Below are 20,145 nucleotides of genomic sequence, written 5' to 3'. Positions count from 1 at the left end.
GTCATCGCTCCCGTGCCAGTCGGGGATCGAGCAGGTCGCGCAATCCGTCACCGAGAAGATTGAGGCCCAGCACCGCGATCGCGATCGCAGCGCCCGGATAGACCGCGAGCATCGGCGACTGGAACAGCAGCGTCTGCGCATCGTTCAGCATCCGTCCCCAGGACGGCTGTGGCGGCTGCGTGCCGAGACCGAGATAGGACAAAGCGGCTTCAGCCAGGATAGCGAGCGCGAACTGGATGGTGACCTGCACGATCAGGATCGACAGAATATTCGGCAGGACATGCTCGATGGTGATACGGAAGGCGCCCTTGCCTGCGGCACGCGCGGCCAGCACGAATTCGCGCGCCCAGATCGCGTTGGCGGAGCCGCGCGTCAGCCGGGTCAGCGTCGGGATCTGGAAGATGCCGATCGCGACGATCGAGGTGACCATCCCCGGCCCCACCACCGCGGCGAGCATGATCGCGGACAGCACCGCCGGAAAGGCGAAGGTGAAGTCGGAGAAGCGCATGATGATCTCTTCGGTCCAGCCGCGCCGGGCCGAGGCGATCAGTCCGAGCGTGACGCCGAAGGTGAGACCGATGCTGACGGCGATGACGCCGACCATGATGGTGGCGCGGGCGCCGGCGAGCAGCAGCGAGACGATGTCGCGGCCGAAGGAATCGGTGCCGAGCCAGTGCGCCGCCGATGGCGGCCGCAGCTTCGAGGCGATGTCGATCTCGTAAGGAGACCATGGCGTCCACACCAGCGAAAGCAGCGCCGAGGCGAGCACCAGAAGGCTCAGCGAACCGCCGAGCACGAAGCTGCGATGGTGCAGCGCGCGGCCCCAGAAGGTCTTGGCCGGTACGCGGCGCGCCGCGACCGGCGCGTCAATCGGAGTGGTCAGGGGCGCGCTCACAGGTCGTGGACCTTGATGCGGGGATCGATGAAGGCATAGAGCACGTCGACCACGAAATTGACGATGACGACCATGGTCGCCAGCAGCATCACGCAATTGCGCACCACGATCAGGTCGCGGTTGGCGATCGACTGGAAGATCAGGCGGCCAAGGCCCGGCAGATAGAACACGTTCTCGATCACGATGGTGCCGGCGAGCAGGTTGGCGAATTGCAGCCCCATCACCGTCATGACGGGGATCATGGCATTGCGCAGCACGTGGCTCCACAGCACCTCGCGCTTGCCGAGCCCCTTCGCGCGCGCCGTTCGAACAAAATCCTCGCGCAGCACTTCCAGCACGGCCGAGCGCGTGACACGCGCCAGGATCGCAGCCTGCACCACCGCGAGCGAGATCGCCGGCAGCAGCAGCGACTTCACGCCGAGCCAGATGCCATCCTCCCAGCCGGAAAATCCCCCCGCCGAGAGCCATTGCAGCCGCACCGCGAACAGGAGCACCAAGAGGATCGCGAACCAGAAATTCGGCAGCGCGATGCCGACCTGCGTCAGCGACATCACGCCGACGTCGCCGAGCTTGTTGTGATTGGCGGCGGTATAGATGCCGGCCGAGAGTGCCAGCGTCACCGTGATCGTCATGGCCATGATCGCGAGCGGAATGGTCAGCACCAGCCGCTCCGCGATCAGGCTGGCGACCGGCGTGCCGTAGACATAGGAGTTGCCGAGATCGCCGACGAGGAGGCCCTTGATCCATTGCAAATAGCGAACCGCCAGCGGCTGGTCGAGCCCAAGCTTGACGGTGAGCGCGCGGACCGCATCCGGCGAGGCATCGGCGCCCATCAGCATCTGCGCGGCGTTGCCGGGAAGCGCGTCCAGCACCAGGAAAATGATCAGGGATGCGCCGACCAGCGTCGCCAGCAAGGTCAACAGACGTCGGAGGACAAATACGCTCATGCGCGCTCGGCTTCAGGGCTCAGCTGCGGCACGATCAACATGTCCGGACGCCGGAGGCAAGCCCTTTGCAGCATGCCCATCTCCTCAAGCCGGCCAGCGGGACAGAAGGTCGCTTGAAGCCTCGAACAGCGCGCTGACGCGCAGCAACTCCGCATCGGCACGGAAGCGGCCGACGAGCTGAAGCCCGATCGGCAGGCCGTCTCGGCCAAAGCCAGAGGGCAGGCTGACGGCGGGATGGCCGGTCATGTTGAATGGCATGGTCCAGGGGAACCAGTGCGGCCGGACACTGTCGAAATGCGCTCCGTCGATCTCGATGGAGCCGAACAAATCCTGCTTGATCGGCAGCGCGGTGCGCGTGAGCGTCGGCATCGCCAGGAAGTGTCCGCGCGCAAGCAGCGATTGCACGCGGCGGAACAGCGCGGTACGCGCGAACATCGCCTCCTGGTAGTCGACGCCGCTGACCTCGGTCGCAAGCGCGAGCTGCTTGAGGAAGGCCTCGCTCAGCTCGTCCTTGTGGTCGGCTGCGAGTTTTGCAAAGCGCGTGCGCCAGACCGTGTGGTTGATGGCGCGCCAGATCGGCTCGATGTCGAAACCGTCGCCGGAAAATTCCTCGAGCTCGGCGCCGAGCCCCGCCAGCCGGTCGAGGCTCGCCTTGAAGCTGGCTGCGACCTCGGCGGACACCGGACGGCCCGGCGGCGTCAGGCAATACAGGATCCGCTGCCCGCGCAGATCGCCGCGCGGCGCGGCCGTGCCGATGAAATCGGGCACGGGGACGCCGATCGACCAGGGGTCGCAAGCATCCTCGCCTGCCATCGCCTGCATCATCAACGCCGTGTCGGCGACGGTCCGCGTGGTCGGCGTGACATAGGTCTGGTTGCCGAACGCATCGAGCGCCTGACTATGGGGGATGACTCCGTTGCTCTGCTTCAAGCCGACCACGCCGTTGCAGGCCGCGGGAATTCGCGTCGAGCCGCCGCCGTCGGTCGCGATCGCGAGCGGCGCGATGCCGCTGGCGACCGCGACGGCCGCGCCACCGCTGGAGCCGCCGGAGGACCGGCACCGATCCCACGCATTGCGGGTGCGGCCGAACAAAGGTGAATCGGTCAGGCACTTGCTGCCGAATTCCGGCGTCGTGGTCTTGCCGATCAGGATTGCGCCTTCGGCGCGCAGCCGCGCCACCGCGACGGCATCCTCGTTCGGCACATTGTCCTTGTAGGGAACGGCGCCGAAGGTGGTCTTGACGCCCTTGGTGTTGACGATGTCCTTGACGGTGACGGGGATGCCGTGGAGCAGGCCGAGCGGCTCGCCGGCCATCATTTTGCGCTCGGCGACGCGCGCCTGCGCCATCGCCTCGTCGCCGCAGAGCGTGATGAAGCAGTTCAACTCGGGCTGGAGCGCCTCGGCGCGCGCGAGCACGGCACTGACGATCTCGACGGGCGAAATCCGCTTTTCGGCGATGAGGCCGCGCAGCTCGGTTGCGGACAGGAGACAGGGATCGCCGTTCATCGTCGTCACATCACGCTCCGAAGCGGGCCGCCGTTGGCCCAAAGCATTGACAGCGAGAATGACAGTTTTGTTAACTCGCCGTCCAATACGATTTTGATGGCCAACCCATACGTTTACAGTATGCCAATGGATCTTCGCCGCCTCCGCTATTTCGTCGCCGTCGCCGAGACACGCAGCGTCGGCAAGGCCGCCGAGCGGCTGCGGATGGCTCAGCCTCCGCTGTCCGTCCAGATCCGCAAGCTCGAGGCCGAGATCGGCGCGCCGCTGTTCCGCCGCGGCACCCGCGGCATGGACCTGACCGAGGCAGGCCTGGCGCTGCTGGCGCGTGCGAGCGAAGCTCTGGCGCTGGCCGTCGACGGCGCCGAAGCTGCGCGCGCGGTCGCCGCCGGCAAGCGCGGGCGGCTCTCGGTCGGCTACATGTTCGTCCTGGCGAATGCGATGCTGCCGCGGCTTATCCCTGAGCTGCGCCGCTCCATTCCCGGCGTCGATCTCGACTTCGCCGAGCTCAGCGCATCGACGCGCGAGGCCAGGCTGCTTGACCGCAGTGTCACGGTTGCGCTGTGCATGCCGGCCATCAACCATCCCGAGATCCAGGTAGCTCGGATCGGTGCGCAGCCATTCATGCTGGCAATGCCGATCCGCTCGCCGCTCGCACGTCTCGGCGCCGTGCCGATGGCGCGGTTGCAGGGCCGTCCGCTGATCGCGTTGCCGCCTCCGGAGCAAGATCCCGCCTCCTCCGCGGTCGCAGCCCTGCTGCGACGACATCAGATCGTGATGCCGATCGCGAGTCGTGTGGAGACGGTGCATTCGGCCATGAGCCTGGTTCTCGCCGGCGAAGGTCTTGCGATCGTGCCGGCCTGCGCCCAGCTCGGCGCGCCACGCGGCATCGTGTTCAGGCCGCTGCGCGATGCCGCCGATTCTATCGACATCGCGGTGTGCTGGCGGAGGGATTCCCAGAGCCCGCTGATCTCCAGGTTCATAAAATGCGCCGAGAAGGCCGTTGCGCGGATGTGACTCGGTGCCTTCCCCTCTCCCCTCGTGGGAGAGGGTGGATCGCCGCGAAGCGGCGAGACGGGTGAGGGGTCTCGCGCGGCCAACGAAGCTCTCGCGCTCGTGGGTGCATACCCCTCATCCGGCGCTTCGCGCCACCTTCTCCCACAAGGGGAGAAGGGAAAAACGGGCTACCAGCTCCAATTGATCTCATGGCTCCAGGGCGGATCGGCGCCCGGGCGGGTGCAGGTCAGGCCGGCGCAATTGGCGGCAAAGGACAGGGCCAGGCGGAGCTCGACGGCGCTTATGTCCTTCAATGCTTGCCGGGCAATGCGCCCCTGCTTGTGCAGGGCAAAGAGCAGCGCCGCCTGAAAACTGTCGCCCGCGCCGATCGTGTCGGCGACTTCGACTTTGGGCGCGGCGACCTCGATCTGCCCTGCCCCCGCGTGCCATGCGATCGCGCCGTTGTTGCCGCGGGTGATGACGACGAGGCGCGTGCCCTGCCCGAGCAGCGCCTTCGCCCGCTGCTCGTAAGGCTCGTCGCCGAAGAGATAGGCGAAGTCGACGTCGGACATCTTGATGAGATCGGCACAGCCAGTGAACTCGGCCATGCGCGCCAGGTAAGCCGGCTTGTCCTTGACCAGATTGGGCCGACAGTTCGGATCGAACGAGATCGTCGACGACGCCCGCGCGTCCGCGATCAGCGCTGTCGTCTCGGCCGCGCCCTGGTCGTTGACGAGTGTGGTCGAGCCGACATGAACGGCGTCCACATGCGCGAACGGAATCGTCCCGCGCCGGTAGGTCCAGTTCCGCGTCGCGGTTCCGGCGTCGTAGAAGGCATAATGCGATTCGCCCGCGAAGATGCGCACGAAAGCGAGCGTGGTCTGGTGATCACTGCGGGTGGCGAGATTGAGGTCGACGTTGGAGGCCGCCGCATGATCTGCAATCATCCGCCCGAACAAATCGGTCGAGATGCCGCCGACGAATCCAGTGGGTGCGCCCAGCCGGGCCATGCCGATGGCGACGTTGAGACAGGAGCCGCCGACCGCCGGCATCACCGCCTCGCGTCCTTGCGCATTTCCCGTCGGCACGAAATCGATCAGCGCATCGCCGCAGGCAATCAGCATGTCCTTCAACCTCTCGCGATGTCGGCCATCGCCGCGCGGCTGCCGCGATCGACGTCGCGCAGGAGCTTATAGACCTCGCGCTTGCGGGCGTGAAACGCGGCCATGTCGGGCGCGGTCGGCTCGCTCTTCCGTCCCAGCGCCGACATTTTTGCCATGGTCTCGCCGATCGAGGCATAGGCGCCGCCGGCCACCGCCCCCAGCATCGCAGCCCCCAGCAGCACCGGCTCCCTGGTCTGCGGCAGCGCGACGGTGAGGCCCGTCGTATCCGCCATGATCTGCCGCACCAACGGGCTGCGGCTCGCACCGCCCCCCATGATGATGATGCTGGAGCAAACGCCATGCGCGGCAAACGCCTCGATCACCTCGGCGAGCCCATAAGCGAGTCCGCACAGGCCGGCGACGAACAGCCGCTCCATCGCGGCGATGTCGGTGTCGAGATCGAGGCCCGCGATCACCGCGCGCGTATCAGGGTCGGCGTAGGGCGAGCGGTTGCCGATGAACTCGGGGAGAACATGGATGTCGCGGGCGAGCAGCGCGGCACGGCTGGCGCTGCCTGCGCGCGCGATAATGCGGCGCTCGAGGAAGTCGATGAGGTCGAGACCCTCGCTGCGCGCCGCCGCGCTCGCCTCGGTATGGCCGGGATGCGATTTGAGGAGATGGTCGATTGCCGCGCCCGCGGCTGACTGGCCGCCCTCGTTGAGCCAGAAATCAGGAACCATGCCGGAGTAATAAGGCCCCCACACGCCGGGGACGAAGCACGGCTCGGTCGTCGTCGCCATGATGCAGGCCGACGTTCCCATGATGTAGGCAAGCCGGTCGCTGACATCGCTCGCCCCGCCCGATCCGTCGCGGCCGCCGATCGCGCCGATGCCACCGGCATGCGCATCGATCAGCGAAGCGCCGACCGGTATGCCCGGCGACAAGCCGAGCTCGGCAGCGGCCGTGGCGGTGAGCCCCGCGCCGAGCCGCGTGCCGGGGGCGACGATCTCGGTGCCGATGCGGGCGTATTTCTCATTGACGAAGTCGGACAGGCCAATGCGCTTGAAGAATTGCGCGCTCCAGCCGCCGCCGTCATGGGCGAGATAGTTCCATTTGCAGGTGACGGTGCAGGTCGAGCGCTGGAGCGATCCCGTCGCGCGCCAGGTCAGATAATCCGCGAGGTCGAAGAAGTGTCCGGCGGCGTCGAAGCTCGCGCGCAGGTGCCGCTTCAGCCATAATAGCTTCGGCATCTCCATCTCGGGCGAGATCGAGCCGCCGACATAGCGCAGCACGGCGTCCTCGGTCTCGTTGATCAGCCGCGCCTCGGCCGTGGCGCGATGATCCATCCAGACGATGACATTGCGTTGCTTGTCGCCGGATGCGCTGACCGTGAGCGGCTCGCCCTGCCGGTCGAGGACAACTAGCGAACACGTCGCGTCGAAACCGATGCCACCGACACTGTCGGGCGCGATGGCGGCTTCCGCCATCGCGGCCCGCACCGATGTCGCGCAGGCCTCCCAGATGTCCTGGGACGACTGCTCGACGATATCGCCGGCCTCGTGCCAGATGCGGATCGGATGCCGGGCGGTGGCCAAAAGCGTGCCGGCCTCGTCAAACACTCCGGCCCGCGTGCTCGTGGTCCCCACGTCGACGCCGATATACACTCGCGGCATTGTCGCTCCCGGTCGCTTTCCGTCAGCTTTGACGGTGAACCTACCAGCAAGTATAGCCGCCATCCACCAGCACGATGCTGCCGGTCATCAGGCTCGCCGCTTCGGAGCTCAGGAACAACACGACCGAGGCGATCTCCTCGACCTGCCCCATCCGTGCCATCGGGGTTCCGCCGATCCAGGCGTCATACATCTTGGCGTTGCTCTTCACGAAGGCATTGAGCGGGGTCTCGATATAGGTCGGCGCCACCGCATTGACGCGGATACCGCGCGCGCCCCATTCGGCGGCCAGCGATTTGGTCAAATGATGCACCCCCGCCTTGGAGGCATTGTAGAAGCACTGCTCCTGCGGCTTGTTGACGATGAAGCCGGACATCGAGCCGACATTGACGATGGCGCCGCTCCCGGCCTTGAGCATGTGCTTGCCGAATTCGCGGCAGCACCAGAAGGTGCCGTTGAGATTGACGTCGATGACGTTGAGCCAGTGCTCGTCGGTAACGGTCTCCGCCGGGGTTTCGCTGCGGGCGATGCCGGCATTGTTGACGAGGATGTCGACCTTGCCGTGGCGGGCGACGAGGTCGTTCGCGACCTCCGCCACGCGCTTGGTGTCGGTCACGTCCATGATCGCGGTCTCCACGTCAAAGCCCTTCGCCTTCAGGCTGGCCTTGGCGCTGTCGGCGACCTTGCTGTCGCGGTCGCCGATGATGACCCTGGCGCCGGCTTCGGCCAGCGCTTCCGCGCAGCCAAGGCCGATGCCCTGCCCGCCGCCAGTGATGAACGCGGTCTTGCCGTTCAGCTTGAATTTTTCCAGGTACATGGTGGTCTTCCCGTTTCTTGTTAGTTCCGAAGCGCGTTACCGCCGTCGTCGAAGCGATGGATGCGCGCGGGGTCCGGCACCAGCGACACGCGGTCGCCGGCATGCAGGCTCAGCTCGCCGATGTAGCGTGCGGTCAGCATGCCGAGCGGACCGGCATCGACGTAAAGGAAGGTGTCGCTGCCAAGATGCTCGGCCACCGCGATGGTCCCCTGCCAGCCTCCGGTGCCATCGCGGTCAATCTTGAGGTGCTCCGGCCGGACGCCGATGGTGGCCGCACCACGTTGCAGGGCGAGCTCGCCGGTGACGAAATTCATCTTGGGCGAACCTATGAAACCGGCGACGAAGAGATTGGCCGGCCGCTCGTAAAGCTCCAGCGGCGAGCCATATTGCTCGATCTTGCCGCCGTTGAGCACGACGATCTTGTCGGCCATGGTCATGGCTTCGACCTGGTCGTGTGTCACGTAGATCGCGGTGGTGCCGAGCTGCTTCTGCAGCCGCGTCACCTCGATGCGCATCTGCACGCGCAGCGCCGCATCGAGGTTGGAGAGCGGCTCGTCGAACAGGAAGGCCTTGGGCTCGCGCACGATGGCGCGGCCGATCGCGACGCGCTGGCGCTGGCCGCCGGAAAGCTCGCGCGGCTTGCGGTCGAGATAGGGCGTGAGGTTCAGCGTCGCGGCGGCCGCCTCGACCTTGCGGTTGATCTCGTCCTTGGCGAGGCCCGCCATCTTCAGGCCGAAGCCGATATTGCCGCGCACGCTCATATGCGGATAGAGCGCGTAGGACTGGAACACCATTGAGAGCCCGCGCTTGGCGGGCGGCGTATCGACGACGTTCTTGCCGTCGATCAGGATCTTGCCGCCAGAGACGTCTTCGAGCCCGGCGATAAGCCGCAGGAGCGTGGTCTTGCCGCAGCCGGAGGGGCCCACGAACACCACGAAGGAGCCGTCGGCGATGTCGAGGTCGGCGCCCTTGATGATGTGCACCGGGCCGAAGGATTTCTGCACGCCCTGAAGTGTGATCTGACCCATGATCCGGCAGCCCTTCTACTTCACCGCGCCGAAGGTGAGCCCGCGCACGAGCTGCTTCTGGCTGAACCAACCGAGGACGAGAATGGGCGCGATCGCCAGCGTCGAGGCCGCCGACAGCTTTGCCCAGAACAGCCCTTCCGGGCTCGAATAGGAGGCGATGAACGTGGTGAGCGGCGCAGCGTTCGACGTCGACAGATTGAGCGTCCAGAACGCCTCGTTCCAGGCCAGGATCAAATTGAGCAGCATGGTCGAGGCCAGGCCCGGGATCGCCATCGGCGTCAAGACATAGACGAGTTCGCGGCCGATGGTGGCGCCGTCCATGCGCGCGGCTTCAAGGATGTCGCGCGGGATCTCCTTGAAATAGGTGAACAGCATCCAGATCACGATCGGCAAGTTTCCGAGACACAGGATGAAGACGAGGCCAATGCGGGAATCGAGCAGGCCGAAGGTCTTGTAGATCAGGTAGATCGGCACCAGCACGCCGACCGGCGGCATCATCTTGGTCGAGAGCATCCAGAGCAGGATGTCCTTGGTGCGCTTGGTCGGCGAGAACGCCATCGACCAGGCGGCGGGGATCGCGATCAGAAGCGCAATCAGCGTCGAGCCGCCTGCGATGATGACCGAGTTCATGGCGTGGTGGAAATAGTCGCTGCGCTCCTGCACGGTCGCATAGTTTTCGGTGGTCCAGTGGAAGAACAGGAAGGATGGCGGGATGGCGAAGGCCTCCAGCTCGGTCTTGAAGCTCGCCAGCACCATCCAGAGGATCGGGAAGAAGATCAGGAAGCCGAAGAACCACGCCCCGATTGTCGATATCACCACCCGCCGCGTCGTCGCCATCCGAGCCATGCTTCAAGCCTCCAGATTGCGGCCGACGATGCGGACGAGGAAGAAGGCGACGACGTTGGCGATCACGACAGCAACGAGGCCGCCCGCGGAGGCGCTGCCGACGTCGAACTGGATCAGCGCCTGCGCATAGATCAGGAAGGCGATGTTGGTGGTTTGCAGGCCCGGGCCACCGCCCGTGGTGACATAAATTTCCGCAAAGACCGTGAGCAGGAAGATCGTCTCGATCAGGATCACCACGGTGATGGGCCGCGCCAAGTGCGGCAGCGTGATGTAGATGAAGGTCGAGACGGCGCTGGCGCCGTCCATCTCGGCGGCCTCCTTCTGCTCCTCGTCGAGCGATTGCAGCGCGGTGAGCAGGATCAGCGTCGCGAAGGGCAGCCACTGCCACGTCACGATCAGGATGACGGCAAACAGCGGCACGTCGTTGAACCAGTCGATCGGCGTCAGATGAAACAGCGAGGCGAGCCAGGCGAACAGGCCGGACACCGGATGCATCAGCAAGTTCTTCCAGACCAGCGCGCTCACCGTCGGCATCACGAAGAACGGTGCGATCACCATCAGCCGCACGAAATTGCGTCCAATCACCGGCTGGTCCATCAGCAGCGCCAGCGGAATCCCGAGCAGGATCGTCAGCGCCAGTACCGAGCCGACCAGCACCAGCGTGTTCTGGAGCGAAGCCAGGAAGGCGGGATCGGTGAGGAAGTAGCGGAAGTTCTCCAGCCCGATGAATGATTCCGAGCCGGGATCGAGCAGGCTGTAATGCAGCGTCGAGAAATAGATCGTCAGCGCCAGCGGGACGATCATCCAGATGAACAGCAGCCCGACGGCCGGCGTCAGGAGCGAGCGCGCAAGGGTCTGCGTCTGCCGGGTTGCCATCAACGCTTCTCCGCTGGCGGGAAGAAGGCGGCCATCCATGACGCTGGATGGCCGCTAGTCTGAGCTCAGGAGGAAGAGCTCGGGTTCACTTGATGTAGCCGGCGCGCTTCATCTCGCGCTCGGTTGCCGATTGCGCCGCGGTGAGCGCGGCATCGACGGTCATCGAGCCCGCAAGCGCGGCGGAGAATTGCTGGCCGACCTGGGTGCCGATGCCCTGGAATTCGGGGATCGCAGCGTATTGCACGCCGACATAAGGCACCGGCTTCACCGTCGGCTTGTTCGGATCGGCCGCATCGATCGAGGCTAGCGTCAGTTTTGCGAAGGGTGCGACCTTCAGATATTCATCGTTCTTGTAAAGCGAGGTGCGCGTGCCCGGCGGCACGTTGGCCCAGCCCTCCTTCGATGCCACGAGCTTGGTGTAGTCCTTGCTCGTCGCCCAGGCGATGAACTTCTCGGCGGCTTCCATCTTCTTGGAGCCGGCGGGGATCGCAAGATTCCAGGCCCACAGCCAGTTGGCGTTCTTGCCGAGCCCGGTGTTGGGCGCGAGCGCGAAACCGACCTTGTCGGCGACCTTGGAATCCTTCGGATTGGTGACGAAGGACGCCGCCACCGTGGCGTCGATCCACATCGCGCATTTGCCGGCGTTGAACAGCGCCAGGTTCTCGTTGAAGCCGTTGGAACTCGCGCCGGGAGGGCCGGCTTCCTTCATCAGATTGACATAGGTCGTGAGCGTCGTCTTCCATTCCGGCGTGTTGAACTGCGGTTCCCACTTCTCATCGAACCAGCGCGCACCGTAGGAATTGGCCATGGCCGAGAGGAACGCCATGTTCTCGCCCCAGCCGGCCTTGCCGCGCAGGCAGATGCCGTAGGTGCCGGCGCTCTTGTCGGTCAGCTTCTTGGCGGCGTCGATCACGAAATCCCAGGTCGGCTTTTCCGGCATCTTCAGGCCGGCCTTCTCGAACAGATCGGTGCGATACATCACCATCGAGCTTTCGCCGTAGAACGGCGCGGCATAGAGCTTGCCGTCGACGGAAACCGCATCCTTGATCTTGGGCAGGAGGTCGGCGACGTCGTAATCGCCGCCGAGATTGGCGAGCGGCACCAGCCAGCCCTTCTTGGCCCAGATCGGCACCTCATAGGTGCCGATGGTGAGGACGTCGAACTGACCGCCCTTGGTGGCGATGTCGGTGGTGACGCGCTGGCGCAGCACGTTCTCCTCCAACGTCACCCATTTCACGGTGATATCGGGGTACTTCTTGGTGAATTCAGCCGTCAGCCCCTGCATGCGGATCATGTCGCCATTGTTGACGGTGGCGATCGTCAGGGTCGTTTCGGCCATCGCGGGGACGGCCAGCAACAGAACAGACGCGCCACAGACGGCGCCCAAGACATGTTTCACGGTGACCTCCCTCAAACTCGCGTTTTGAGCATATGCCCACGCGTTGGGCGTATGTTCAACGCAAGGGAGGAGGATTGTCAAGCAGGCGCAGAGCCGTTTGCGCAACTTATGAGTGCTGCGGTGCGGGAGTGGTTGCGAGCGAATGGACGAGGATGGCGCGGCTTGCTCCACCTCTCCCGCTTGCGGGAGAGGTGGGATCGCATCGAAGATGCGATACGGGTGAGGGCTTTCACCTCTTGGGGAGTCTTCCCAGCGGAAAGACCCTCTCCCCACCCCTCTCCCGCAAGCTGGAGAGGGAGCCGAGTCCCGCAGCCGCGCCAGTTCGCCCTACCGCTCCAAAATCGCCTGCGCGGTCGTCTCGTCGGTGATCAGGCCGCTGATCAGCCGCCCATTCAATGCCGCCGCGATGGCCGGCACCTTGGCCACACCGACCGCGGCGGCAATCGTCGTGGTCTTCGCCGGCACTTCGGGCGGGATGCTGGTGAGGCGCTTGTTGGTGCCGGCCTTGAGCAGGCGGCCCTTGGAATCATAGGCCCAGCCGGTGATCTCGCCGATGGCACCCAGCCGCATCATCTCGAACAATTCGTCACGGGTGACGAAACCGTCGACATGCACCTGCGCCTTCTGGTCCATCTGGCCGATGCCGACGAGGCGCAAGTCCGCCTTGGCCGCGACCGCCTTCACCTTGGCGATCGGCTCGATGCGGACCATTTTGTTGCGCTCGTCCTCCGACGACATCAGGAACGGCAGCGGCATCGGATAGTGCCGCGCACCGGTGCGGTCGGCGAGCCGGCCGACGGTGTCATAGAAGCTCGCCGAACCATCGGCGGAGATGTTGCCGACCAGTGAGACGATCTGGTGATTGGGCCGGTCGATCGGCGTGACACGCTCGACTGCGGCGCGCACTGCACGGCCGGTGCCGAGCGCGACGATCACCGGCGTCTCCGAACGCAGCGTCGCATCGAGCAGATTGGCGCAGCGTTCGGCGATGCCGGAAGTAGCCTGCGGCGCCGCCGGATCGGCCGGCACCACCTCGCAGTGAGCGAGATCGAAACGCTCCTTCAGGCGCGCCGCAAGTTCCATGCAGGCGGCGATGGGGTGTTCGAGCCGGAAGGTGATGAGACGCTCGGCTAGGCACAACGAGACCAGCCGCTGCGCCGAGGCACGCGAGACCTGGAGCATCCTTGCGATCTCGTCCTGGGTGTGACCGGCGATGAAATACAGCCAGCCGGCGCGCGCGGCGTCGTCGAGTCGGGATTTGTCGTTCTCGGCGGCCATGCGGGCCTCACGCCTCCCAGAAATCGCTCATGCGCGCAAAGACCCGGTCGGCCCCCGCCTCGGACAATATAGCCCGGCCGTCGCGACCGCGATAATGGTTGCCGCCGACAAATCCCCAGACCGTCATGCCGGCCGCCTTGCCCGCCTGCACGCCGCTGACGCTGTCCTCGATCACCAGGGTACGCACAGGTTGCGCGCCCATCTTCTCGGCCGCAAGGAGAAACAGATCGGGCGCCGGCTTGCCATTCCTGACCATTTGCGCGGTATAGATCCGCTCGCCGACATGCGCCCGCAAGTTCGTGACGTCGAGAGAGAGCGAGACGCGGTCGATGTCGCTCGACGACGCCACGCAAAACGGCATTCGCAGGTCGGACATGATGGCGGCAACGCCGGGGATCGGCCGGAGTGAGCCCGCGAACGTCGCCAGCACATGCGACTTCAGGCGCGGCAGAAAGCCATCCGGCACGATCTGCCCGAGATCACGATAATGCTGCTCGATCGCCTTGGTGCTGCGCCCGAGAAAAAGCTCGAGCGCCTGCGTCTGGGTGAGCGCAATGCCGAATTCGGCCAGCACCTCGGACAGACACTGGCAGCTCAAAAGCTCGCTGTCGACGAGTACGCCGTCGCAGTCGAAGATGATCAGGTCGGGTTTTGACCGGAAGTCGTCCATCCGGCCATTCGATCATATACCCAGCTGATGAGCAATAGTTCGAGGGGGAAGCGTCGCCGGCCTTCCCCCTGTTAGTGCGCGACCTGCCGGTAGATCGCCGGCAGCGCCGCGGGCAACCGCTTGATGTTGCCGACGATGGCATAGCCGCCGCGCCCGAACAGGGTCGGGAAATAGGATTGCGCGGTTGCGTCCACCGTTACGCCGAAGGCGGCGATGCCGAGCCGGCGCGCCTCTTGCACCGACTTGCGGGTGTCTTCGAGCGCGAAGCGGCCCTCGTAATGGTCGACGTCGTTCGGCTTGCCGTCGGTGAGGACGAGCAGCAGCTTCTTGCGCTGCGGCTGGCGGGCGAGCTCGGCTGCGGCGTGGCGCACCGCCGCGCCGATCCGCGTGTAATAGCCCGGCTTCAGCGCGCCGATGCGGCGCTCGACCGTCCCGCTCATCGGCTCACCAAAGGCCTTGACCGTCTCGAGCCTCACCCAGGACCGCCGACGTGAAGTGAAGGTGAGGATGCTGTGGTGATCGCCGCAGGCCGAAATCCCATGGGCGAGCGCCAGCAGCGCCTCCTTCTCGACGTCGAGCACGCGGTAGCCATCGACCCAGGCGTCCGTGGACAGCGAGACGTCGACGAGCAGCGTGACGGCGAGATCGTGCCCTTGCGGGCGCATCGCCACGTGGATGCGATCGAGACCGCTGCTGCTGCCGGCGCGGAGGTCGCAGCGCGCGCGCACCAGCGCGTCGAGGTCGAGATCGTGTCCGTCGAGCTGGGCGCGCATCAATTCGTGACGCGGCCGCAACACCTCGAAGCGGCGGCGCACCTGGCGGATGTGCCGGCGCATGGCGTCGTCAGGCGTCCAGCTCTCACCCTGCTCGGAGGCCGCACCGGCCAGCACGCGGCAATGATCGGGCAGATAGGATCCGCTGCGGTAATCCCATTCGGGATAGGTAAGGTCCGCACTCAGCCGCGACGCATCGAGGGCCTCCGGCGGCAGATCGAGATCGAACTTGAACCGGCTCGCCGGCTTGCCGATGCGGCGGCTGAGCGTGATCTCCTCGAGATCGTCGGCCGCTTTCTGCGCATCCTCGTCTTCACTGTCGTCGGCCGGACGGTCGACATTGACCATCTCGGCCATCGCGAGGATCTTCTCGAAGCGGTTGAGCACGAAGGGATCGCGGCGGTTGGCACTGTCCTCGCGCTCGCGGACGGCAAAGCGCTTGCGATTGTCCTGGGCCTCGGGCTCGGCGCCCGGGGCACATTCGTCCTCGCCTGCATGCGCGGGCGAGAGCTCACGCGTCCAGCAATCCCCCCAGAGTGGGCACGGCAGGATCGAATGATAGCCTGGCGGCGCCTTGTCCGGCAGCGGGCCCGTTCCCATCATCGCCGGCCATAGTCTGCCCGCAGGCGCCTTGCCGACGCCGAGCAAGGCCAAGACGATCTGCTCGACTTCCTGCTCGATGCGCGGCAGGGGGCGACGAGGCCGGGCCTCGGCGGTTGCTGCCGCGAGCTGGGCATAATCGGCGACGAGCCCGGGGAATTGCGTGAGCACCCAGACCGCCGTCTCACTTGCCCGGCGCAACACCAGAAGATCCCGCCGCAGCGGATCGGCTTCCGTGATCGTCTCGATCGGTGCAGCTGCGAACCATGCCGCAAGCCAGCGATAGAGCGCCGCGTTCAAGGCGCGGTCGGGAAAGATCGAGATCCGATCGGGCAGGAAGATGGTCGCCGCGTCACGGCCCGGCTGCTCGAGGCGCTCGTCACCGAGGCCGATGCGCTGCCGCCAGCCGAGACGGTGCCCTGATTTTCGCGCGCCCGCGCTTGCAATCTGCACCCCGGTCTCGCCGCCAAGCGCGCGGAACATCACCGCGAGCCGGCCTCGCACCTCGGTCAGTGCCACGGCGTGATCATCATGAACCGGATAGCTCGCGGTGCCGCCGACTATCCTGTGCCAGGCGCGGCCGACCGTCTCCTCCAGTTCGAGGAAGTCGAGCATGGGCGCGGCCTCACCCGATGACAGCGCGTGAGACGTCCAGCAGCGCCGCCTTCACGTCGGAATCGTCGGTCAGCGGCTCGATCATGCCGGCCAGCACGGCATCGGCAATCGGCGTGCCCGCGGCAATCAGGGTCGCGCAATAGACCACGAGCCGGGTCGAGACGCCCTCCTCCAGGTCGTGGCCCTTCAGCGCGCGCAGCCGACCAGCCAGCCCCACCAGCGGCCGCACGCGCTCCGGCGACAGTCCGCTTTCGGCGGACACGACGGCGATCTCCTGCTCGGGCGGCAGGAAGCCGAATTCGATGGCGATGAAGCGCTGGCGCGTCGATGGCTTCAGCGCCTTCAGCAGCGTCTGATAGCCGGGATTGTAAGAGACCACGAGCATGAAGCTGTTCGGCGCCACCAGCTCCTCGCCAGTCCGCTCCAGCGGCAGGATACGGCGGTCGTCGGTCAGAGGATGCAGCACCACGGTGACGTCCTTGCGGGCCTCCACGACCTCGTCGAGATAGCAGATGCCGCCCTCGCGCACGGCGCGCGTCAACGGACCATCGGTCCACACGGTGTCGCCGCCCCTGAGCAAATAGCGGCCGGTGAGATCGGCGGCAGTGAGGTCGTCATGACAGGCGACGGTGTGAAGCGGCAGGCCCAGCCGCGCCGCCATATGCGCGACGAAGCGGGTCTTGCCGCAGCCGGTCGGCCCCTTGAGCAAAACCGGCAGACGACGCCGCCAGGCATGTTCGAAAAGCTCGCATTCGTTTCCGGATGGAACATAGGCCGGCAGCTCGGGGGCCGAGGTTACCGTGTGAAGGGCAGCTTTCATGATGTCTCTCCGGATTCTCCAGGAAGCAGGCGGCCGCGGCGAACCGCGGCCGCCCTTTCTCTCGATTACTCGGCCGGCTGCAGCGCCGCAGGAATGGTCGCCTGCCTCTCGCGGCCCGGCACCAGCACGGCCCAGACGAACATCAGCGCGGAGATCGCGACGAACACGCCGGAGCCGAGCCGGACCCAGTAGAACATCGCGAGCTGGTCCTGCACGTCCATGTAACCCTGGCCGAGCACGCGCTGCAGGTGAACCTGGACCACGCCGGCGAAGGTCAGCGCGAAAGTCATGGTCATCATGGCCGTGCACATGATCCAGAAGCTCGTCATGGAGAGCCATTGGTTATAGGGCGCACGTCCCTTGATCTGCGGGATCGCATAGGCCATCACCGACAGGTTCAGCATCACATAGGCGCCGAAGAAGGCGAGATGGCCGTGCGCGGCGGTGACCTGCGTGCCGTGGGTATAGTAGTTCACCGAGGACAGCGTGTGCAGGAAGCCCCACACGCCGGCACCAAGGAACGCCATCACCGAGCAGCCAACCGACCACAACAGCGCAGCGCGATTCGGATGCTTGCGGCCGGCCTTCCAGGTCATCTGCACGGTGAAGATCACCATGGTGAAGAACGGCGCAACCTCGAGCGTGGAGAACAGCGAGCCGATCCACTGCCAGTAGCCGGGCGCGCCGATCCAATAGAAATGGTGGCCGGTGCCGAGGATGCCCGAGAACAGGGCAAGGCCGATGATGACGTAGAGCCACTTCTCGACGACCTCACGATCGATGCCGTTGAGCTTGATCATGAGATAGGCGAGCACGGAGGCCATGATCAGCTCCCACACGCCCTCGACCCAGAGATGGACGACGTACCACCAGTACATCTTGTCGACGGCAAGGTTCGCCGGGTTGTAAAAGGCGAACAGGAAGAAGATCGCAACGCCCCACAGGCCGAACAACAGGATGTTGGTGACCGTGGTCTTGCGGCCCTTCAGCGCCGTCATCGTGACGTTGAATAGGAACATCAGGCAGACGACGACGATGCCGACCTTGATGATGAAGGGCTGTTCGAGAAACTCCCGGCCCTCGTGGTAGTGGAAGAGATAGCCGACCACGGCGATGCCGGCTGCGCCGAAGAACATCCAGAACTGGATCTTCGCCAGCAGCGGGCTGTAGAGCTCGTTCTCGGTCTCTTCCGGGAGCAGATAGTAGGTCGCGCCCATGAAGCCGATCAGCGACCATACGATCAGCGCGTTGGTATGGATCATCCTGACGATGTTGAACGGCAGCAGCGTCGACAGCGTATTGGGTAGGACGTAGATGGTCCCGGCGAGCAGGCCGAACACGACCTGGGCCAGGAACAGGGTCAGCGCGCCGTAGAAATACAGCATCGCGACTTTCTGGGTTTGGTACTTCATCTCGGGTTCTCTCTGTCTTGAAAGAGGAAAGCTGTGCGCCTTGCTTGTTGTTTGAGCATGATCTCTTCGGAAAACCGCTTCACACTTTTCCGGATCATGCTCAGCCGGCCTTGTTCGGCGGCCAGCTCTGACGCTTGATCGTGCTGGTCCATTGCAGGAAGTCGGCGAGATCGTTCAGTTCCTGGTCGGTCAGGTTGAACTGCGGCATCTGCCGCCGGCCCTCTGCGCCCGAGGGCTGCGATTGCATCCAGGCCTTCAGCGTCTCGCGCGCGGCGGCCGGATCCTCGTTGCCGCCCCAGCGATCCCAGACGTTGCCGACCTCTGGGGCGAAATAGGCGCCCTCGCCCAGCAGTGTGTGGCAGTTGATGCAGGAGTTCTTCTCCCAGACATGCTTGCCGCGGGCGACCGACGACGTCAGCGTCTTCGCGTCGGTCGAGGTCGTCGCCATGTAGTAATGGCTGTGCGCCGTCAGCCCTATGAAAATGGCGAAGAAGAAGGCCGAACCGCCGTAGAAGACATTTCGAGCGGCCGACTTGGTCAGGCGTTCAGCCATTGCCAATCCTTTCCGTTTGATTCCTGAGAAAGATGCGATGCTGCGATTTATTGCCGATTGCCTGGGGGTCCTCTTTGACGAAGCGCAAGCAGCGCGACGATGCGCAACCGCCAGTCAGATCAGGGCAACGACGGCTGATGCGAGCCAGGCAAACAGCACCACGATGAAGACCCAGGCGCTGACGATGCCGCGCCAAAGTGCCGGCGCTGAGCGAAGATCGAGGAAATCGAGCACGATACGGCGGCCCTTGAGAGCGGCAAACGTCAGCAGCAAGGCGTCGGCAAACAAGGGGCGCGACACCAGCGGCGGCACCAGAATGGTCGCGAGCGCTAGGCCGATCAACGTGATCCAGGTGATGTCGAGACGATCCGGAATCACGGGTGCACCAGATAGATGATGGGAAACATGACGATCCAGAGCAGGTCGACCATGTGCCAGAAAGCGGTGCCGGTCTCGACGCCCGCCGCTCGGGCGCCCCGGGACACTACGGCCAGAATCACGATGCCGAGGCCGACATGCAGGAGATGGAAGCCGGTGAGGAGGAAGTACAGCGTGAAGAACGGGCTGGTCTCCAGGCCGTTTCCTAACGCGATCTCGCCGGCATATTCGAACAGCTTGACCGCGATGAAGACGACGCCAAGGGCCATGGCGCCGAACAGCCAGCCGCGTGCACGCCGGCTTTCGCCCGCCCGTGCAGCAGCCGCCCCGCGCGCGGCAGCCCAGCCACTGGTCACGAGCACGATGGTGTTGATTCCCGCCAGATGCGCATCAAGGCTGGCCTGACCGGCCGCGAAGACCGCCGGGTGAAGCGCGCGCGCGATGACGAAAGCGCCAAGGAACAGGCCGAAGGCGGCGAGCTCGCTGAAGATCAGCACCCAGATCATGGGATCGCCGGGAAGATCTTCCAGGATTCCCCAGCCGGTTCCCTGTTGTTCGCAATCCGTTGCCGACATCTGACTTCCGCATCAAGACGCCGAACAGATATCCCACCGGCGCGATTCCAACTTTGTCGCCGGACAAATAGTGCAACTGGCGGGAGGCAGGTTTGCGCTATCGCAACGTCCCGCCCGCCTCACCGCCATAGGGTCGGTGCATCCGGTGGTTCCGCAAAACGGCGAGCGATGCAATGAGCGATGCACAAATCGGGCTGATGACCGCGACCCCCATCATCATCGTGTTCGCCATCGCGCTCCGGCGAATGGGGGTCCTGTCCACCGTGGCAACCGTATCGGCGGTAATCCTCTCCGTCGCGATCGCGACGGTGCTGTTCACGACGCAATCACCGCTGCCGTAGGGTGGGCAAAGCGAAGCGTGCCCACCATAGTGCCACGAGAGAAGATGGTG

Annotated in this window: 20 protein-coding genes; 2 read left to right on the top strand and 18 right to left on the bottom strand. The window is 65.1% G+C overall.

Translation table 11 applies throughout. From position 1 onward, the window contains the following. Position 1: 1 nt before the first annotated feature. From A3AS_RS0101995 to A3AS_RS0101985, 3 genes are all read right to left on the bottom strand, one after another. The gene (locus A3AS_RS0101995) at positions 2–895 is read right to left on the bottom strand and encodes an ABC transporter permease (protein WP_018315932.1); all 894 of its coding nucleotides are present in this window, start codon (positions 893–895) and stop codon (positions 2–4) included. Continuing rightward, positions 892–1,842, bottom strand: coding sequence for an ABC transporter permease (locus tag A3AS_RS0101990; protein WP_018315931.1), 951 nt, complete (start codon positions 1,840–1,842; stop codon positions 892–894). Before A3AS_RS0101990 ends, A3AS_RS0101995 begins: the two co-directional genes overlap by 4 nt. 84 nt (positions 1,843–1,926) lie before the next feature. Further along, on the bottom strand, positions 1,927–3,348 hold the full coding sequence (locus tag A3AS_RS0101985) for an amidase (protein WP_026201577.1): 1,422 nt from the start codon (positions 3,346–3,348) through the stop codon (positions 1,927–1,929). A gap of 126 nt (positions 3,349–3,474) precedes the next feature. Between A3AS_RS0101985 and A3AS_RS0101980 the strand changes: the two genes are divergently transcribed. Next, the gene (locus tag A3AS_RS0101980; protein WP_018315929.1) at positions 3,475–4,362 is read left to right on the top strand and encodes a LysR family transcriptional regulator; all 888 of its coding nucleotides are present in this window, start codon (positions 3,475–3,477) and stop codon (positions 4,360–4,362) included. A 167-nt stretch (positions 4,363–4,529) separates the two neighbouring features. Here A3AS_RS0101980 and A3AS_RS0101975 read toward each other — a convergent pair whose 3' ends face one another. From A3AS_RS0101975 to A3AS_RS0101905, 15 genes are all read right to left on the bottom strand, one after another. Beyond that, positions 4,530–5,465, bottom strand: coding sequence for a carbohydrate kinase (locus A3AS_RS0101975; protein WP_026201576.1), 936 nt, complete (start codon positions 5,463–5,465; stop codon positions 4,530–4,532). Positions 5,466–5,470: 5 nt separating this feature from the next. Continuing rightward, positions 5,471–7,117, bottom strand: a complete 1,647-nt coding sequence (locus A3AS_RS0101970; protein WP_018315927.1) for an FGGY-family carbohydrate kinase — start codon at positions 7,115–7,117, stop codon at positions 5,471–5,473. Positions 7,118–7,157: 40 nt separating this feature from the next. Further along, positions 7,158–7,931: an SDR family NAD(P)-dependent oxidoreductase gene (locus tag A3AS_RS0101965; RefSeq protein ID WP_018315926.1), complete on the bottom strand. Its 774-nt coding sequence runs from the start codon at positions 7,929–7,931 to the stop codon at positions 7,158–7,160. A 20-nt stretch (positions 7,932–7,951) separates the two neighbouring features. Further along, complete coding sequence (locus A3AS_RS0101960; RefSeq protein WP_018315925.1) at positions 7,952–8,959, bottom strand: ABC transporter ATP-binding protein; 1,008 nt, start codon at positions 8,957–8,959, stop codon at positions 7,952–7,954. A 15-nt stretch (positions 8,960–8,974) separates the two neighbouring features. Next, complete coding sequence (locus A3AS_RS0101955) at positions 8,975–9,805, bottom strand: carbohydrate ABC transporter permease (protein ID WP_018315924.1); 831 nt, start codon at positions 9,803–9,805, stop codon at positions 8,975–8,977. 3 nt (positions 9,806–9,808) lie between these two features. Beyond that, complete coding sequence (locus tag A3AS_RS0101950; protein WP_026201575.1) at positions 9,809–10,681, bottom strand: carbohydrate ABC transporter permease; 873 nt, start codon at positions 10,679–10,681, stop codon at positions 9,809–9,811. Between the two features lie 85 nt (positions 10,682–10,766). After that, the gene (locus tag A3AS_RS0101945; protein WP_018315922.1) at positions 10,767–12,080 is read right to left on the bottom strand and encodes a sugar ABC transporter substrate-binding protein; all 1,314 of its coding nucleotides are present in this window, start codon (positions 12,078–12,080) and stop codon (positions 10,767–10,769) included. 327 nt (positions 12,081–12,407) lie between these two features. Beyond that, positions 12,408–13,358: a sugar-binding transcriptional regulator gene (locus A3AS_RS0101940; RefSeq protein ID WP_018315921.1), complete on the bottom strand. Its 951-nt coding sequence runs from the start codon at positions 13,356–13,358 to the stop codon at positions 12,408–12,410. A 7-nt stretch (positions 13,359–13,365) separates the two neighbouring features. Then, on the bottom strand, positions 13,366–14,028 hold the full coding sequence (locus tag A3AS_RS0101935) for an HAD family hydrolase (RefSeq protein WP_018315920.1): 663 nt from the start codon (positions 14,026–14,028) through the stop codon (positions 13,366–13,368). 71 nt (positions 14,029–14,099) lie between these two features. Further along, positions 14,100–16,016, bottom strand: a complete 1,917-nt coding sequence (locus A3AS_RS0101930) for a nitric oxide reductase activation protein NorD (RefSeq protein ID WP_018315919.1) — start codon at positions 16,014–16,016, stop codon at positions 14,100–14,102. A gap of 10 nt (positions 16,017–16,026) precedes the next feature. Further along, positions 16,027–16,836, bottom strand: a complete 810-nt coding sequence (locus A3AS_RS0101925; protein WP_018315918.1) for a CbbQ/NirQ/NorQ/GpvN family protein — start codon at positions 16,834–16,836, stop codon at positions 16,027–16,029. Positions 16,837–16,901: 65 nt separating this feature from the next. After that, positions 16,902–18,248: a cbb3-type cytochrome c oxidase subunit I gene (locus tag A3AS_RS0101920; protein WP_018315917.1), complete on the bottom strand. Its 1,347-nt coding sequence runs from the start codon at positions 18,246–18,248 to the stop codon at positions 16,902–16,904. Between the two features lie 100 nt (positions 18,249–18,348). Continuing rightward, positions 18,349–18,801 carry a cytochrome c gene (locus A3AS_RS0101915; RefSeq protein WP_018315916.1) on the bottom strand — a complete coding sequence of 151 codons (453 nt, stop codon included), beginning with the start codon at positions 18,799–18,801 and terminating at the stop codon, positions 18,349–18,351. A gap of 114 nt (positions 18,802–18,915) precedes the next feature. Continuing rightward, positions 18,916–19,176, bottom strand: coding sequence for a cytochrome C oxidase subunit IV family protein (locus A3AS_RS0101910; RefSeq protein WP_026201573.1), 261 nt, complete (start codon positions 19,174–19,176; stop codon positions 18,916–18,918). Then, positions 19,176–19,754: a cytochrome c oxidase subunit 3 family protein gene (locus A3AS_RS0101905; RefSeq protein ID WP_026201572.1), complete on the bottom strand. Its 579-nt coding sequence runs from the start codon at positions 19,752–19,754 to the stop codon at positions 19,176–19,178. Before A3AS_RS0101905 ends, A3AS_RS0101910 begins: the two co-directional genes overlap by 1 nt. A 173-nt stretch (positions 19,755–19,927) precedes the next feature. Here A3AS_RS0101905 and A3AS_RS48115 point away from each other — a divergent pair, with 173 nt between their 5' ends. After that, entirely contained in the window at positions 19,928–20,095 is a 168-nt protein-coding gene (locus A3AS_RS48115; protein ID WP_018315913.1) for a hypothetical protein, read from the top strand. Positions 20,096–20,145 lie beyond the last annotated feature (50 nt).

It is taken from the genome of Bradyrhizobium sp. WSM2793 (assembly GCF_000379585.1).
In the GTDB taxonomy this organism is placed as follows: domain Bacteria; phylum Pseudomonadota; class Alphaproteobacteria; order Rhizobiales; family Xanthobacteraceae; genus Bradyrhizobium.
This window is presented reverse-complemented; position numbering and strand designations above follow the sequence as displayed.

What these genes read in the sequence shown, in the direction of transcription:
- A3AS_RS0101990 (WP_018315931.1), bottom strand. Translation starts at nt 1,842, where the DNA reads ATGAGCGTATTTGTCCTCCGACGTCTGTTGACCTTGCTGGCGACGCTG.
- A3AS_RS0101985 (WP_026201577.1), bottom strand. Translation starts at nt 3,348, where the DNA reads ATGAACGGCGATCCCTGTCTCCTGTCCGCAACCGAGCTGCGCGGCCTC.
- A3AS_RS0101980 (WP_018315929.1), top strand. Translation starts at nt 3,475, where the DNA reads ATGGATCTTCGCCGCCTCCGCTATTTCGTCGCCGTCGCCGAGACACGC.
- A3AS_RS0101975 (WP_026201576.1), bottom strand. Translation starts at nt 5,465, where the DNA reads ATGCTGATTGCCTGCGGCGATGCGCTGATCGATTTCGTGCCGACGGGA.
- A3AS_RS0101970 (WP_018315927.1), bottom strand. Translation starts at nt 7,117, where the DNA reads ATGCCGCGAGTGTATATCGGCGTCGACGTGGGGACCACGAGCACGCGG.
- A3AS_RS0101965 (WP_018315926.1), bottom strand. Translation starts at nt 7,931, where the DNA reads ATGTACCTGGAAAAATTCAAGCTGAACGGCAAGACCGCGTTCATCACT.
- A3AS_RS0101960 (WP_018315925.1), bottom strand. Translation starts at nt 8,959, where the DNA reads ATGGGTCAGATCACACTTCAGGGCGTGCAGAAATCCTTCGGCCCGGTG.
- A3AS_RS0101955 (WP_018315924.1), bottom strand. Translation starts at nt 9,805, where the DNA reads ATGGCTCGGATGGCGACGACGCGGCGGGTGGTGATATCGACAATCGGG.
- A3AS_RS0101950 (WP_026201575.1), bottom strand. Translation starts at nt 10,681, where the DNA reads ATGGCAACCCGGCAGACGCAGACCCTTGCGCGCTCGCTCCTGACGCCG.
- A3AS_RS0101940 (WP_018315921.1), bottom strand. Translation starts at nt 13,358, where the DNA reads ATGGCCGCCGAGAACGACAAATCCCGACTCGACGACGCCGCGCGCGCC.
- A3AS_RS0101935 (WP_018315920.1), bottom strand. Translation starts at nt 14,028, where the DNA reads ATGGACGACTTCCGGTCAAAACCCGACCTGATCATCTTCGACTGCGAC.
- A3AS_RS0101930 (WP_018315919.1), bottom strand. Translation starts at nt 16,016, where the DNA reads ATGCTCGACTTCCTCGAACTGGAGGAGACGGTCGGCCGCGCCTGGCAC.
- A3AS_RS0101925 (WP_018315918.1), bottom strand. Translation starts at nt 16,836, where the DNA reads ATGAAAGCTGCCCTTCACACGGTAACCTCGGCCCCCGAGCTGCCGGCC.
- A3AS_RS0101920 (WP_018315917.1), bottom strand. Translation starts at nt 18,248, where the DNA reads ATGAAGTACCAAACCCAGAAAGTCGCGATGCTGTATTTCTACGGCGCG.
- A3AS_RS0101915 (WP_018315916.1), bottom strand. Translation starts at nt 18,801, where the DNA reads ATGGCTGAACGCCTGACCAAGTCGGCCGCTCGAAATGTCTTCTACGGC.
- A3AS_RS0101905 (WP_026201572.1), bottom strand. Translation starts at nt 19,754, where the DNA reads ATGTCGGCAACGGATTGCGAACAACAGGGAACCGGCTGGGGAATCCTG.
- A3AS_RS48115 (WP_018315913.1), top strand. Translation starts at nt 19,928, where the DNA reads ATGAGCGATGCACAAATCGGGCTGATGACCGCGACCCCCATCATCATC.